Below are 13514 nucleotides of genomic sequence, written 5' to 3'. Positions count from 1 at the left end.
TGGTCCGGTACGGTGACCCGAGCGTTCGCGCATCCGGCACGCGGCGTCTTGTCAGAGTTCTTACAAACCAAATTGGAGGTCGGCCATGGAGAAGAAATGTGATGTGGAGATTTCCAGGGGGACTCCCGTCCACGGGAACACCAGGGTCAGGTGCGGCCAGAAATTGCAGGAAGTAACGAAGGTGGTCGGCGGAAAAGAGACTACCGTTTCAGGTTGCCCGACACACGACTGGTGGATTTTCACCAACCAGGGTCGCTGACCCGCGAGCACCTGGTCTCGCCTGCCGGGGGCGGAGACCGGGTGCCTGACCTGGGGATCGGCCGGCGACGGCCGGTCCCCGACCTGGAAGGCCGGGCGGCCGGTGGCGGTGAGGCGGCGCCGCTCGTCCCGGGCTGAACGTCCAGGGGTCGCGTGGCCCGGTCGGTCAGCGGAGTGCGGTTTCCACGGTTCGGGAATCGAGCGGGGTGTGGATGTGCCAGTGGGGGCGGGCCGCATTGAGTTTGGCCGTGAGGGAGGCGAGGAGGTCGGGCTCCGGATAGGGGTAGGGGCCGCCCTTGGCGAAGAGCTGGGAGTAGCGGACGGAGTCGACGATCGCCGACTTGATGCGTTCGTGGGCCAGATAGGCGTCGAGGTCATGCCGCCAGCCGGTGGTGTGGGCGGACGGCATGGCGGCCTGCCAGCGGGTGACGAGCGCGTCGTGCTCCTCGGGCAGGTAGCCCATCTTGTGAATGTGGACGGCCAGGTCGTAGACGGGATCGCCCCACAGCGCGAGTTCCCAGTCCAGGAACGTGGTCGAGCCACCGGCGACGATCATGTTGCGGCGGTGGACGTCGGCGTGGACGCAGGTGAAGGGGCGCGGCGTGAGGTCGCGCCAAAGGTCGCCCACCGGCCTCAAGGGGTCGGCGGGGATCGCCAGAGAGGCGAAGAGGCCGGCGTAGTCGGCACGGAACGTGTCGTACACGCGCTGCGTCAGGTCGGACAGCAGGCACGCGAAGGCGACCGTGTCCTCGTCGGCCGGCCAGTACGCGGGGACGTCGGGGAGCCTGGGGACCCTCGCGAGCTGCGTGAACAGCCGCACGACGTCGTCGAGGACGTGCGGTGGGACGGGCACGCCGCGCGGCGCCACGTCGTTGAGGACGTCACCCGCGATGAACTCGTGCACCTGGAACGCCGGGTCGGCGCAGACGTGCAGGAGGCGGGGGGCGTCGCGGACGTGGGGGGCGATGGCGGCGAGGACGCGGTCCTCGCGCCAGGGGCGCAGGTCCATCATGTCGGCGCCGTGGATCGGGATCCGCACGACGACCGGCCCGTCCGGGGTGTCGACGCGGATGTTGTCGTTGTAGTACCCGGCCGCCGCGTCGCCGTGCACCCGGGCCCGCTCGTACAGGCTCCGCCAGTTCACCCGTCCTCCAGCATCGTCGTCACCAGTCCGCGCGCCCGGTCGTCCAGGAACGGCAGCAGGTCCGGGGGGCTGATCTGGGCGCGGGCCCGGTCCGCCACCGCCGCGGTGTGCTCGTCGGACGCGCCGAGGGCGTCCAGGAAGTGGCCGGCGACCATGAGGAGGGTGGGGTAGACCTCCGCGGCGACCAGTTCGGCGACGGCCCAGCGGGCGGACGCCTCGGCGGCGGCGGTGTCGCCCGTCCGGGCGTGCAGGAAGGCCCGGAACAGCTCCGCGCGGGCCCGGCCGGAGCGGTAGCGGGCCCGCTCCAGGGCCTCGGTGGCGGCCTGGAAGGACGCGGCCGCCGGGAGGTGCTGCCCGAGCCGGAACTGTGCGATGGCCAGCGCGGTGAACGCCTTGCCGATCTCGTGGTGGGCGCCGAGTCCCCGGTGCGTCTCGATCGCGTCGGCGGCGGCCGGGACGGCGCGTGACGGGTCGGTCCAGGCGAGCAGCTCCGCCCGGTTGGTCTTGATCTCGGCCTGGCCGATGACGGCGCCCGCCCGCTCGTAGAGGGCGGCGGCGGTCTCCAGGGACCGGGCGGACGCGTCGAGGTCGAACCCGAACCGGTACCCGAGGTGCTGGAGGCGGACCGCGTCGCCGCGCAGCACGAGGTCGTCGTCGGGGGCGTCGGTGAGGATCTGCTGCGTGATGGAGAGAGCGTCGCCGAAGCGTCCCTGGCACATGTCCAGGTCCGCCATGCAGAAACCCGCCCGCAGCCGGACGGGACTGGAGTGGTCGTTCCACACCCGGCGGAAGAGGATCTGCGCCTCGCCGGTCGCTCCGGCGATCCGGCGGCCGTGGGCGCCCGCCAGGGCGAGGCGTGCGCCGGGTACGCCGTCCAGCGACCAGTCGATGGTGGGGGTGAGCCGTGTGGCGGTCGCCGCGTCCCCGAGGATGACGGCCGACTCGGCCTCCAGGCAGCGGGCCGTCTGGGCGAGGTCCTGGTCATCGGGAGAGGCGTCGAGGTAGGCGCGCAGGTCTTGGGCGACGCCGTCGAGGCCCTGCTTGGCACCGTGCGTCATGGCCTTGTCGGCGTAGGCGAGGATGTCCGCGCCGTCGAGGACGCCCGCGCGCAGGCCGCAGTACGCGGCCTCGCGGATCGCGCGGGCCCGGGTGGCGACGCCGTCCTCGGCAGCGTCGTCGCCCTCCGCGCGGGAGTCCCAGAGCTCGCGGAGCAGGGCGTGGACGTCGCGGACGGTGCCTGGTGACAGCCGGTCCCGCAGCGCGGCGTGCATGAGCTGGTGGAGGCGGCGGCCGTGGGCCCCGGCCGGGTAGACGAACGAGTAGGCGGTCAGCGATTCCCACGCCATCCGGTGCCGGGGCAGGTCGAACGCGTCCGCCACGGCCTGGAAGATGCCGTAGTCGAAGATCCGGGCGACGCTCAGCAACTCCAGCGTGCGGATCTCCTCGGGCGCGACGTGGGCCAGGAAGCGCTGGAGGATCTCCTCGGAAGAGACCACCGCCGCCTGCCGGACCGTCGTGCGGGTGTCGACGGCCAGGTGGAGGTAGAAGGGGAGGCCCTGGCTGGCGGTCGCGATCGCCTGCCGCGCGGCCTGGTCGGTGATGCCGCCGTCCGCGAGGAGTTCGAGCCGGGCCTCCATCGGCAGGCCGTCCACGCGCCGGTGCCGGACCACCTCCGTCCAGCCGGGGTCGTGCGCCGCCCAGGCCAGGGGTTCACGGCCGGCCACGACGACCACTCCCCTGTCGAGCTGGGCGATCAGGTCGCGGAGCCAGACGTCCCGGGCCGCGGCGTGGCCCGACCTCGCGGATGCGGGGGCGAGCGCCTCGTAGGCGTCGACGAAGAGGAGGTAGGGGCGGTCGGAGCCGTCCCGCAGGTCTTCGGCGAACAGGTAGGTGACGGCGTCGGCGAGTTCGGCGTTGGTGAGGTCGTCGAGCCGGCTGAGGGTGTCGTCGGTCTTGACGCGGTGCCGCTGCCGCATGCCGCTCGTGGCCTTGCCGAGCAGGCGCAGCAGGCCCACGCCGGTTCCGAACACGGGGACGCCGGCCGCGCCGTCGATGATCTGGGAGAGGGCCTCGCTCTCGTCCGCGAACGGGAGCTCCTTGCGGGTGAGCCGCAAGTGCGGGTGAAGCCTCTGCCAGAGGACCGCGTAGGCGATGTCGAAGCGGTCGAACCGCACACCCTGGCGGCCGAGCTCGACGCGCAGGACGGCGAGGGCGTCCTCCTGCTGCCGCATCGCGGGGACCTGGAGGTCGATCGTCGCGGTCCGGTGCGTCTCGGCGCTGCGCTGCTTCATCTCCTGGAGGAGGCGGGATTTGCCGATGCCTCCCACTCCGACCACGTTGAACACGCACGGTGCGTCGCGCCGGTCTCCTAATGCGTCGGCGAACGCGGCCATCACCGCCTCCCTGTCCACGAACGGGCGGTGCAGAGCGGCCACCCGCCGGAACCGGGGTTCGAGGGGCATGGGGATCTCCCGTGAGTCCAGGTGGTCGCTCCCGCCGGCCCGGCGGGGCACGGCGGCAAGCTCCGTCCGACCCTAACGGGGCGCGCCGACCACTCTCCAGCCGAAATCAACGAGCCCGCGCCGTAGTCGAGGTGATCGTCAACACGCCTGGGCGCTCCGGCTGATTTCTGTTATGCCAATTGACACAAGGTTATGATCGTTCTAGCATCCTCCGCATGAGCACCGGCAAGGGGCGCGGACGGCCGCGCAAGGACCCCGACCGCCTGGCGCGCTGGACGCCCCCGGAGGGCTGGTCGCGGCTGGTCGCCTGGGTCTCTCCCGAGGAGAAGAAGGCGCTCAAGCACGTCGCCGTCGACGCCGGGGTCTCCGTGGCCGACCTCGTCCGGGCCCTGGCCGGCGGGCTGGCCGGAGGCGCGATCACCCACGAGGAACTGCTCGGGCAGGTCGAGAAGGGAAGGGACGTCATGGAGAAGATCCCCACGCTCTTCGAGCGCGATGACCGGTTCCGGGTGGTCGACCGGCCCAAGGCCGAGTGCGCCTGGGTTCTCGAAGGGGCCGGGACCGGCACCGAGAAGCTCGACGGCACCAACGTCCGCCTCACGGTGCGTTCGGGGCATCTCGTCCGGGTGGAGAAGCGGCGCAACCCGAGCAAGGCGCAGAAGCAGCAGGGGATCGTGGACGGCTGGTACGTCGACACCGCTGAGGGGGCCGAGGACAAGTGGATCCAGGCGGCGGCCCGCAACACCGACGTCTCCGCGTGGCCGGACGGCGAGCATCCCTGCGAGGCGCTCGGCCCCCGCATCCAGGGCAACCCGCTGGGGCTCGAAGAGCACCGGTGCGTCCCCTTCAACCTTCAGGTGCCGACCTACGAGGACGTGCCCCGCAGCTATGACGGCCTGCGCGACTACCTCGCCAAGCTGGACAGCAGGTTCGCTCCTGGCCACCTCGCCGAGGGGATCGTCTTCCACCACCCCGACGGCCGCCGCGCCAAGATCAAGCGCAGGGACTTCGCCTGACGAACGGAATCGCCGCGCTGCCGGCGGACGGGGGCGGACAGGGAGCCCGGCACCGGCGAGGCCCGTTCGCCAGATGCACACCGACAGCGCTCCGCGGGGAGGCGGTGGCAAGGAAACCGGCCCGCCGTCAAGGCGGACCGGTTCCATGTCGCCCACCCGTCAAGGCGGGTCAGTTCCGTGTTGCCCGCCCTCCGTGTCAAGGGGGGCGGTGGGTGTCACCGCCGAAGCCGCGACGCGGCTCCCTACGCCTTCAGGTCACCGCGATCGGCCGAAGCCAGCAGCTCTCGGATGAGCTCCGCGTGCTCGGCGTCAGGACGCATGATCCTCAGGTCGATGAACGCCTCGAAGTCGATGCCGTTGGCGAACACCTCCATGGCCTGGGCATGAGTCGTCTCCCCTGAGACGTCGTGCCCAAAGCGCACGCAGGCGTAGGCACCGACGTCCACGCCGTGCGCGTGTGCGTCCAGGACCTCCTCGTGGGTGGCCACGTCCAGCGTGTCGGCGTAGTCACCGACGTCCACGCCGTGGGCGTGGGCGTCGAGGACCTTCGCATGAGTGGCCCCATTCGCCCTCGCCCAGCCGTAGGTGTAGATGTCCATGGCGTGGGCGTGGGCGTCAAGGGTCTCCGCATGGGTGGCCCCGTTCTCCCGCGCATGCCCGTAGGCACCGATGCCCACGCCGTGGGCGTGGGCGTCGAGGATCTCCGCAGGAGACGCGCCGTACTTCAGGGCCGCGGCGTAGGCGGCCACGTCGATGCCATGAGCGTGGCCGGTCAGCACGACCTCGTGCGTTGCGTCGTACAGCTGCCGCGCCTTGGCGTAGGACGCCACGTCGATGCCCATGGCGTGGGCCTCCAGGACCTCCAGATGAGTTACATCGCGCTCCGGCGCAATCCGGACGGTCCACACCGAGGAGCGCACGTACCCCCGCGCGTCAGCGTAGGCACGGACGTCGACGCCCGCGTTGTGGGCTTCCACGATCTCCGAGTGGCTGACGCGGTTCCCACGAGCAGTGGCATAGGCCCGGAAGTCGATGCCCAGCTCGTGAATGGCCAGCACCTCGGCGTGGTCGGCGCCGACCCTCCGCGCGTTGGCGTACGTGAAAAGGTCGGCCGGTAGCTCGTGAATGGCCAGCACCTCGGCGTGGTCGGCACCGGCCGCCCGCGCCCCGCAGTAGCGGTAGAGGTAGAGGCAGCTGATGCCGTCGGCCTCAAGGACCTCCTCGTGGGAGGCCCCGACGTGCCGCGCCCAAACGTAGTCGGCCTGGTCGACGCCGTGTGCCCAGGCGCTCAGGCGGTGGCGCCAGGAGATCCGGGCGGCACGGGTGTCGGTCTGCCGGCCGGCGGGCACGGGCAGCTGGTTGTCGGAAATCTCGGACATGCGAGATTCCCTCCTTTCGGGGATTTGGATTGTTGTTGCTTTCGAGCACTACCGTCCCAGGCCCGACCACCACGGCAACCACCAAGATCTCGTCGGGCCCGCGTGCTGGGAGGCAGGCACGCAGTGCCGGCATGTGCTGCCAGCACGTAGGAAGACACGGAAGGCCGGGCCGGGCCCGGACCCCGTCGCAAGCAGACGGGCGGTGGTGCAGTGAGGTGGGATGGTGGCGCTGAGCTGGGCGAAGCCCCAGCCCCCTGACGACGCCGCGGAGGGGGCCGAGGACAAGTGGATCCAGGCGGACGGCCTGCGCGACTACCTCGCCAAGCTGGACAGCAGGTTCGCTCCGGGCCACCTCGCCGATGGGATCGTCTTCCACCACCCCGACGGCCGCCGCGCCAAGATCAAGCGCAGGGACTTCGCCTGACCGTCCCGTTGGTCACGTTGCGCGGGCCTGCACCGAAATCACGCCGGGACGGCGCTGGGATGACCTCGATCAACCCGCACGGCGCCCGCCGCCCGTCCGATTGACGAGCGGCCCTCAGGACGCGGGGTCCCTCGGCGACGGGGGCCTTGATGTCCGCTCTCTGACGTAGGCCGGTCCTGGAGCGCCCCAGCCCCAGGACCGGCCCGCACGCCCGTTATGCCCGGTCGAGAGCACCGTCCTTGATCCGCCGAAGCAGACACCCGAACGCGTCGCCACTCACGGCCAGCCGTCCACCCTCGGGGTCCCTGGAGTCCCGGATGCCAACGCCATTGATCAACTCGGCCACTTCGACGCATGCCTCATCATTGATCGCCCCGCTGCGGGAGCTCTTTCGCCAGTCGGTCTTCACTCGCCACCTCCAACAGTCCAACGACCCGGGCTCGGGAAGCCTCCTCAGATAGGGCCTTGAACCCGATTCGTTCGTAATCTACGGCGAGTTCCTGTACTTCCGCCGCGTCCTCGATCAACCGGCCCCCTCTGCGAGCACCGACGTAGGCGACCTGGCGGTTCTTCACGGTGATGAGTCTGAACGGGCCATCGAGCCCCATATGCGCACCGGCCGACTTGAGGAGCAGACGGAACGACACATGAGAAAGTTCTCCGAGTTCAAGCAGGTGCCTGAGCTGAGCACACATCACCTCGTGCCCGCCGATTTCGGAGGTCACCGCGTCCTCGTCCATCAACACCCAGACATAGGGAGGGGACGGCCGGGACAGGACGGCGTCCTGCCGCGCCATCCGCGACCGGACGGCCTGGTCGAGGTCGTCCGCATCGCTCTCCGAGAGGAGCGCCCGCATGTAGTCCTCGGTCTGGAGCGGAGGCGGGATGATCTGGCCCTGGTAAATCCTGATCACGTCCGCGGTCGCCTCGTACTGGCCGTACTGTAAAAACCAATTTGGATCATGCCCCTTGCGGGCAAAAGCAAGAAGCCGCTCGAAATGACCGCCTGTATCCCATGCGTTGTCGAGCAGCTTGGCCTGCTTCATGTCGAGCTGGACCCTGCCCGCTTCCAGGTTCGAAACATGCGAGCGGACATAGCCGATGATCTTTCCGACCTGCGCGCCAGTCATACCGTGCCTTTTTCTGTAAACTCGCAGGTCGTAGGCCATCCATGCATAGAGAGAGGACATCGGATCAAGCTCGTCGGCAGCGGTCACCGAGAACCCCCCGTTGTTTACGAAGTTTACGTATACAACTCATCGTAGCTACGAGGCGTGATCCTGGAGACACACATCGCAAAACTCTCCAGGAAGGGCCGGTCTCGTGATCGCTACACCGGACTGCCTGCTGCTTTCCATGCTGGCGTCGAAGGCCGCGCCGGGACTGGCGCGCACGCTGACAATGGCACGGCTTCGCAAATGGGGCTGTGCACATATTTCGGATGATGCATTCTTGATCGCCTCGGAATTGATCACCAACGCCGTGGCGGCCACACCCGGCGAGGAGATCCGCTACCAGTGCAGCCTCGACGTCGCCGGCGTCCTCATCGCCGTGTGGGACGCGAGCCCGACCAAGCCGCGAGTCCGTCCACTGGTGGAGCTGACGCTCGACACATTGGACGTCTCGGAGGATCACTGGGACGACAACGGCGGCCGAGGCCTCCCGATCGTCGCGGCCCTGGCCACCGAGTGCGGCTACTCCCCCGACCCGGCAGGGGGCAAATGGGTCTGGGCCCGCCTCAAACCATGACCGCCATCGCGCAGCGGAGCCCCGCCATCGGGCCTTCATGCCCCAGCCATAGGTGACCCGGGGCCTCATGTGCGAAACGGCCGCGCCGCCCTGCCCCACCCTGGGACGCGTCACTGCTCGGGCCACGAGGCGGAACGGGCAGGAACGAAATCAACGAGCCTTCGAGGGTGTTGAGGTGATCGTCTACGCGCCGAGGCGCCCGCGCCCACGGCGTGGCCGACCGCTCGGCTCCCCCCGAACAGATCCCTGCCGCAGGAAACAGGAGACACGTCATGGTCAGTGTCAGCGTGGAGAGTCCGCAGCGGACCGAGGAACGTCTGCGCCGTGTGATCGCCTTGGCCGACCTCGTCGTCCACGAAGGCGCGTGGTGCTTCGAGGAGTCGCCCGCCGACCGGCCTCCAGCGCTCGGCGACGACACGCTCGCGGTCGTCCGCGACGGCGACAGCTGGAGCCGGCTCGTCCCGCTCACCCGGGAGCACCGGGACGTCGAGCGGTTCGGGATCTTCTCCTTCCACTTCCCGGCCGAGCTCGACAACAGCGGCTTCGTCGGATGGCTGGCCACCCACCTGAAGGCCGAACTGGGTACCGGAGTCTTCGTCATCTGCGGCAGCAACCGCGCCCGCGGCGGCATCTACGACTACTGGGGCTGCCCCGTCGACCTGCTGGACGATGCCATCGCGACCGTCAAGGCCCTGCGCGCCGGCTGAGCCCGAGCACCCCGGCCGGGTGACGGACGTCGGGCCGCTGATCAGCCTGGCGCCATCTCCCCATCTGCCCGGGCGTCCCCGTACACCCGGTCGAAGAGGTGCTTGTTCGTTGCCAGGGGCCGGGACGGCGAGGAGCGGAACGGGGGGCCTGGTCGGTACCAGGCCCCCCGTCGGCGAAGCCTGGTGAATGCCAGGCCCCCGGTGGACGAGACCTGGTGGATGCCAAGGCCTCGCTGGTAGATCAGGTGCTCGACGCGTCCTTGTTCGCGAAGTCACCGAGGACCGCCCCGGCGAGCAGACCGCAACAGGTCGAGAGCAGTCCGACGACGAAGAGCCCCGTGAGACCCGGCACGCCGTGGACGGCGCCCATGAGGGCCAAGAACTTGAGGCCGAGTACGAGACTGATGAACCCCAGGAGACCCCAGCGCTGGAGCTGCGTCTCGAGGCCGATCACGATGCCCCACACGGCACCGATGACGCCGGCGATGAGGCCGCTGACGGCACCGACGGCGAGGGCGCGGGCGTCCGTGGCGTCGCCGCTGTGGCCGCTGAAGACGATCTGAGCGCTGTCCAGGGCCGCCATCAGCGCACCGATGCCGACGCCGACGCCTCCCCCGGCCACCAACGAGAACAGTCCGAACTTCATGTCACAACCTCCTGTTTGACTCGGGTTGCACGCGCCTCGCACGAACAACCGGTTATTTGTTAAGCCCCTCGTGGCTTCACCACATGGCTCCGCGGTCTACAGTGCCGAACGCGGCCCTCCCGGCAACACACGCTGGGAAAACTCCTCGAATCCGCCCCTCGGGCCGGGGCGTGGACTGCCGACGCTCAGCGACGGAGCTCGACCGCGCGCGTCCGCCCGGGCCCCTCCGCGGCTTGGGACCACTTGCCCTCGCCCGCCAGGTGTGGACGGTCGATATCGCGACGGTCATCAGGACCGCGCCGTGTGGAACCTCACGCGACAGAGCAAATCCCGATGGGAGAAGCACCATGCCAAGAAAGCCGGGGCAAGAGGAGTACACCCCCCCAGCGATGACACCTGCCGCGGACGCGGCGGCGAGTGCGCTGCGGAAGGCGAAGGACGTCCAGAAGGAGGTCTACGTGACCACCTGTGGAGCCGTCGTCCGGCCGGACATGACCTCCGAGGAGGCCACCGACACGGTCGCCCAGGCCTACCTGCAGCGCTGACCGCGTCACCGCTCAGGCGGTGACGCCAAGTGAACGATCTCCGGTCCGGTGGCCCATCGCGGCCGCCGGACCGGAGGTACCTTCGGTGGGCCTCCGCTGAACCCATCCGGGCCGCTTGGGGGCGGGCGGCCGCGTCAGCGGGTGGCCAGGTGGTCGACGATGTGGGCGGTGTCGGCGCTGATTCCCAGGAAGATCGATGACGGTTCGGAGTGCAGCCAGGGCAGGCCCACCGCGTACAGGCCGGGGTGCTCGGTGACGCCCCTGGTGTGGCGGGGGTAGCCCCATTCGTCGAAGACGGGGACGTCCACCCAGGAGAAGTCGAGGCGGAAGCCGGTCGCCCACAGGACCGTGCTGATCCCGGCGGCGTCGAGGTCGAGTCGGGTGGCGGTGTCCGGGACGAAGGTGCTCGCGGGCGGGCGGTCGTCGGGTGGTGCGGCGAGCCCGGCGGCGGTGATGTAGGCGTCGATGAGCGGGCGGCCCTTCCTGTCGAAGCCCGTCTCCGCGTTGGCCAGGCGCTCCTCGAGGTCGTCGCTGAACCGCACGGTCGCGCCGTCGGCCGACTCCAGGCGTCCGTAGAGGCGCATCCCGCGGCGCGCGAACTCCCGCAGGTGGATGTCGTGGCCGCCGTCCTTGCCGGAGACGTGCGCGTTGCAGGCGAACCGGGCGGCGGGCGAGGGCAGGTCCGCGACGGTCGGGAACGGCACCCCGACCTCCGCGCCGTGCAGGAACACCTGCGTCAGCCACCAGTGGGAGTCGCGGCCACGGTACCGGCGGGGCACGGCTGAGCAGTCCGAGACGGCCAGGTGGACCTCGCGACCCGCGTCGTGCAGTTCCTCGGCGATCTGGGCGCCGGACTGGCCCGTCCCGACCACGAGGACGGCGCCGTCCGGCAGTTGCCCCGGGCGCCGGTAGTCGGCGGAGTGCAGTTGCCGGACGTGGGCGGGGAGACGCCGGGAAAGAGCCGGGGTCTTCGGGCGCTGGAACGGTCCGGTCGCGAGGACGACATTGCGCGCCGCGATCGCACCGGAGCCGGTGCGCGCCGTGAAGCCGCCGTCCGCGGGCGCGAGCCGCTCGACCTCGACACCCAGGCGGACGGGGGCGCCGATCACGGCCGCGTACTCGGCCAGGTGCTCCACGACCTCGGCGCGCGGCATGAACCCGTCCGGGTCGGGGCCCGCGTAGGGCATCCCGGGGAGGGCGACGGTGAAGTTCGGGGCGACGAGGTGGAGGCTGTCCCAGCGGTCGTTCCAGCCGCCGCCGAGCCGGTCCCGCCGGTCGACCACCAGGTGCTCGACGCCCGCCTTCGCCAGCCAGTGACCGGCCGACAGGCCCGCCTGCCCGGCACCTATGACGAGGGTGTCGGTCTTCTCCATCGCTGCTCCTCCCCGAGGCCGACACTCTACGGTCACCACCAGGAACACGTGCATGTCCGGCATGACGGGGCGGCTCCGGCCTACCGGGCTAGCATCGGGGTCGTGCGGACCCTCCCGGCTCTCGGCGTCACCGCACTCACGGCCGCCGCACTCGGCACCGGCCAGGTCCTCGCGGCCGAGCTGACCGGCATCACCACGCTCGGCGGCGACTTCACGGCGGGCGCCGAGCGGGTGCAGGGCGTCCAGGTGACGCTGGTCGCCTGGTACTGCGCCGTCGCGGTGCCGGCGGCGGTCGTGCTCGCGACCGCGGGGCGTGAGGTGAGGACGCGGATGGCGGCGGTGCCCGCGGGTGTTCTCGGGACACTGGCGACCTGTCCCGTGCTGATGCAGCGTGCCAGCGGATTCGTCAGCGACGACGTCCTCACCGCCGCACTGGTGGGCGTCCTGCTCGGGAGCCTCTGCGCCCTCGCCGCCGCCGTCGCCCCGGTCATCGGCAAGGGGCTGGTCGCCTACGCCGTCTTCCAGTGGGGCGCCGGGCTCGCGTTCACCGCTCTGGTGCCCCGAACCGTCGTCTACGCCGGAATGGTCCAGCCGCTGGGGCTGGACTTCCTGGTCCGGTTGCGGCCGGAGATGCCGGATCTGCCGGACAATCTCGGCTATCACCTGCCGCCGATGCTCCCGGTGGCGATCGCGGTGCCGGTCCTGGCCGGCGCCGTCAGCGCCGTCGCCGTCCGCCGGACGAAGGTCCGGGGAGCGTCCATGGCGGCGGGGGCGGCCGGTCCGGTGCTCTCGGCGGTCCTCTACCGGCTGGTTCCCGAGCAGGACGTCCTGTGGAACGAGGCCGCCGCCACGGTCGTGGACGCGGTGGCGGCATGCTCCCTCCTGGTGGCCGCCGTGCCGGACGCATGGCAGGGAGCGCGCGGCCTGACCTCGCGGTTCTCTCACACGTCCGATCGGTAGTGGTCACAACCGCCGGAAGACGGACGGTCCTCACCGAAGGGAGACCGGTGCGCATACGCGTGCCCGGCGTCGCGTCGGGCCTGCCACCGGCAACAAACCATGGGAAATGTGTACTTCACTCACCGCCTCAGGGGATCCGTCGTAGTCAAGGTCGTCGCGGCCTGCATCGTGTTGCTCGCCGCGCTGGGGGCGGTCGGTGGGTACTTCTTCGCCGATCTGTCCGCCCTTCTGTTCCCCCACAGGCGGCCGCCGTCCCCGGTGACCGCTCCTTACCAGCCCTCGCCCACGACGGGTGCGGGCGAGTCCGAGACCCCTGCTGAGCCCACCGGCGAGCCGGCGACGACCGCGGCCGAGCCGGAGGCGACCACCGCCCAGCCGGCCGCGTCCACGGCGCAGCCTGGAGCGACCACCGCCCAGCCGGAGGCCACGGCCTCTGAGCCGTCCGGCACCCCGGCCTGCGTGGGGTGGGTCATCGCCAAGTTCGGCGGCGGGAGCGAGGGCTCGTACTTCGTCCTCGTCCCGGAGAAGGACGCCGACAGGCCCAGCCTGGAGAAGCTGGCGGAGAACGTCCGCCGGGCGCCGGCGAGCGTTCGCCAGGACCCGGAGAGGCTTCTCCAGTACCTGCGCGACGACCTCTCGTACATCCCGTACGTGAGCGACACGTTCGCGGTGCCCGTCTCCAAGGCCGTGTACAACTCGTACGGCCAGTTCGCCTCGTACCCGTGCGACGCGGAAGCCAGTTCGACCGGCAAGTGAGAATCCTGCCGGTCCCAACCGGATCCCCGGGGCGCGTCGCCCCGGGGATCCCTCGTTTCCAGCCGCAGCTGCCACCTGTGGTGGTCAACGCGGTC

Annotated in this window: 14 protein-coding genes; 7 read left to right on the top strand and 7 right to left on the bottom strand. The window is 70.4% G+C overall.

The features are described 5' to 3' along the window. Nucleotides 1–424: 424 nt before the first annotated feature. Both FKD65_RS38950 and FKD65_RS38945 read right to left on the bottom strand, forming a co-directional pair. Nucleotides 425–1402: a phosphotransferase family protein gene (locus FKD65_RS38950; RefSeq protein ID WP_141584353.1), complete on the bottom strand. Its 978-nt coding sequence runs from the start codon at nucleotides 1400–1402 to the stop codon at nucleotides 425–427. Continuing rightward, nucleotides 1399–3864: an aminoglycoside phosphotransferase family protein gene (locus FKD65_RS38945; protein WP_141584351.1), complete on the bottom strand. Its 2466-nt coding sequence runs from the start codon at nucleotides 3862–3864 to the stop codon at nucleotides 1399–1401. The genes FKD65_RS38950 and FKD65_RS38945 overlap by 4 nt, the downstream gene beginning before the upstream one ends. A 215-nt stretch (nucleotides 3865–4079) precedes the next feature. On the opposite strand from FKD65_RS38945, the gene FKD65_RS38940 reads away from it, so the two are divergent. Then, nucleotides 4080–4880, top strand: coding sequence for an RNA ligase family protein (locus tag FKD65_RS38940; protein WP_141584349.1), 801 nt, complete (start codon nucleotides 4080–4082; stop codon nucleotides 4878–4880). Nucleotides 4881–5122: 242 nt separating this feature from the next. Here FKD65_RS38940 and FKD65_RS38935 read toward each other — a convergent pair whose 3' ends face one another. Then, nucleotides 5123–6259 (bottom strand): hypothetical protein, encoded by a 1137-nt coding sequence (locus tag FKD65_RS38935; protein ID WP_141584347.1) that lies wholly within the window; start codon nucleotides 6257–6259, stop codon nucleotides 5123–5125. Between the two features lie 220 nt (nucleotides 6260–6479). Between FKD65_RS38935 and FKD65_RS38930 the strand changes: the two genes are divergently transcribed. Beyond that, the gene (locus FKD65_RS38930; protein WP_141584345.1) at nucleotides 6480–6683 is read left to right on the top strand and encodes a hypothetical protein; all 204 of its coding nucleotides are present in this window, start codon (nucleotides 6480–6482) and stop codon (nucleotides 6681–6683) included. A 214-nt stretch (nucleotides 6684–6897) separates the two neighbouring features. Here FKD65_RS38930 and FKD65_RS38925 read toward each other — a convergent pair whose 3' ends face one another. Then, the gene (locus tag FKD65_RS38925) at nucleotides 6898–7029 is read right to left on the bottom strand and encodes a DUF397 domain-containing protein (protein WP_368367175.1); all 132 of its coding nucleotides are present in this window, start codon (nucleotides 7027–7029) and stop codon (nucleotides 6898–6900) included. Between the two features lie 16 nt (nucleotides 7030–7045). Next, a complete protein-coding gene (locus tag FKD65_RS38920) occupies nucleotides 7046–7900 on the bottom strand; it encodes a helix-turn-helix transcriptional regulator (protein ID WP_141584341.1) in 855 nt (284 codons plus the stop codon). 106 nt (nucleotides 7901–8006) lie between these two features. On the opposite strand from FKD65_RS38920, the gene FKD65_RS38915 reads away from it, so the two are divergent. Together FKD65_RS38915 and FKD65_RS38910 are read left to right on the top strand one after the other, a co-directional pair. Then, a complete protein-coding gene (locus tag FKD65_RS38915) occupies nucleotides 8007–8432 on the top strand; it encodes an ATP-binding protein (RefSeq protein ID WP_141584339.1) in 426 nt (141 codons plus the stop codon). A 272-nt stretch (nucleotides 8433–8704) separates the two neighbouring features. Continuing rightward, nucleotides 8705–9139: a DUF6196 family protein gene (locus FKD65_RS38910; protein ID WP_141584337.1), complete on the top strand. Its 435-nt coding sequence runs from the start codon at nucleotides 8705–8707 to the stop codon at nucleotides 9137–9139. Between the two features lie 241 nt (nucleotides 9140–9380). On the opposite strand, the gene FKD65_RS38905 is transcribed toward FKD65_RS38910, so the two are convergent. Further along, entirely contained in the window at nucleotides 9381–9785 is a 405-nt protein-coding gene (locus FKD65_RS38905; RefSeq protein ID WP_141584334.1) for a hypothetical protein, read from the bottom strand. Nucleotides 9786–10174: 389 nt separating this feature from the next. Here FKD65_RS38905 and FKD65_RS44625 point away from each other — a divergent pair, with 389 nt between their 5' ends. Further along, nucleotides 10175–10330, top strand: coding sequence for a hypothetical protein (locus FKD65_RS44625; protein ID WP_168221318.1), 156 nt, complete (start codon nucleotides 10175–10177; stop codon nucleotides 10328–10330). A gap of 134 nt (nucleotides 10331–10464) precedes the next feature. Here the strand turns inward: FKD65_RS44625 and FKD65_RS38900 are convergent, their stop codons facing one another. Beyond that, nucleotides 10465–11703, bottom strand: a complete 1239-nt coding sequence (locus tag FKD65_RS38900) for an NAD(P)/FAD-dependent oxidoreductase (RefSeq protein WP_141584332.1) — start codon at nucleotides 11701–11703, stop codon at nucleotides 10465–10467. Nucleotides 11704–11805: 102 nt separating this feature from the next. Here FKD65_RS38900 and FKD65_RS38895 point away from each other — a divergent pair, with 102 nt between their 5' ends. Beyond that, a complete protein-coding gene (locus FKD65_RS38895; protein ID WP_141584330.1) occupies nucleotides 11806–12663 on the top strand; it encodes a hypothetical protein in 858 nt (285 codons plus the stop codon). A gap of 108 nt (nucleotides 12664–12771) precedes the next feature. Beyond that, nucleotides 12772–13419 (top strand): hypothetical protein, encoded by a 648-nt coding sequence (locus FKD65_RS38890; RefSeq protein ID WP_141584328.1) that lies wholly within the window; start codon nucleotides 12772–12774, stop codon nucleotides 13417–13419. Nucleotides 13420–13514: the final 95 nt, after the last annotated feature.

This window comes from Actinomadura sp. WMMA1423, assembly GCF_006547145.1.
GTDB lineage: Bacteria > Actinomycetota > Actinomycetes > Streptosporangiales > Streptosporangiaceae > Spirillospora.
This window is presented reverse-complemented; position numbering and strand designations above follow the sequence as displayed.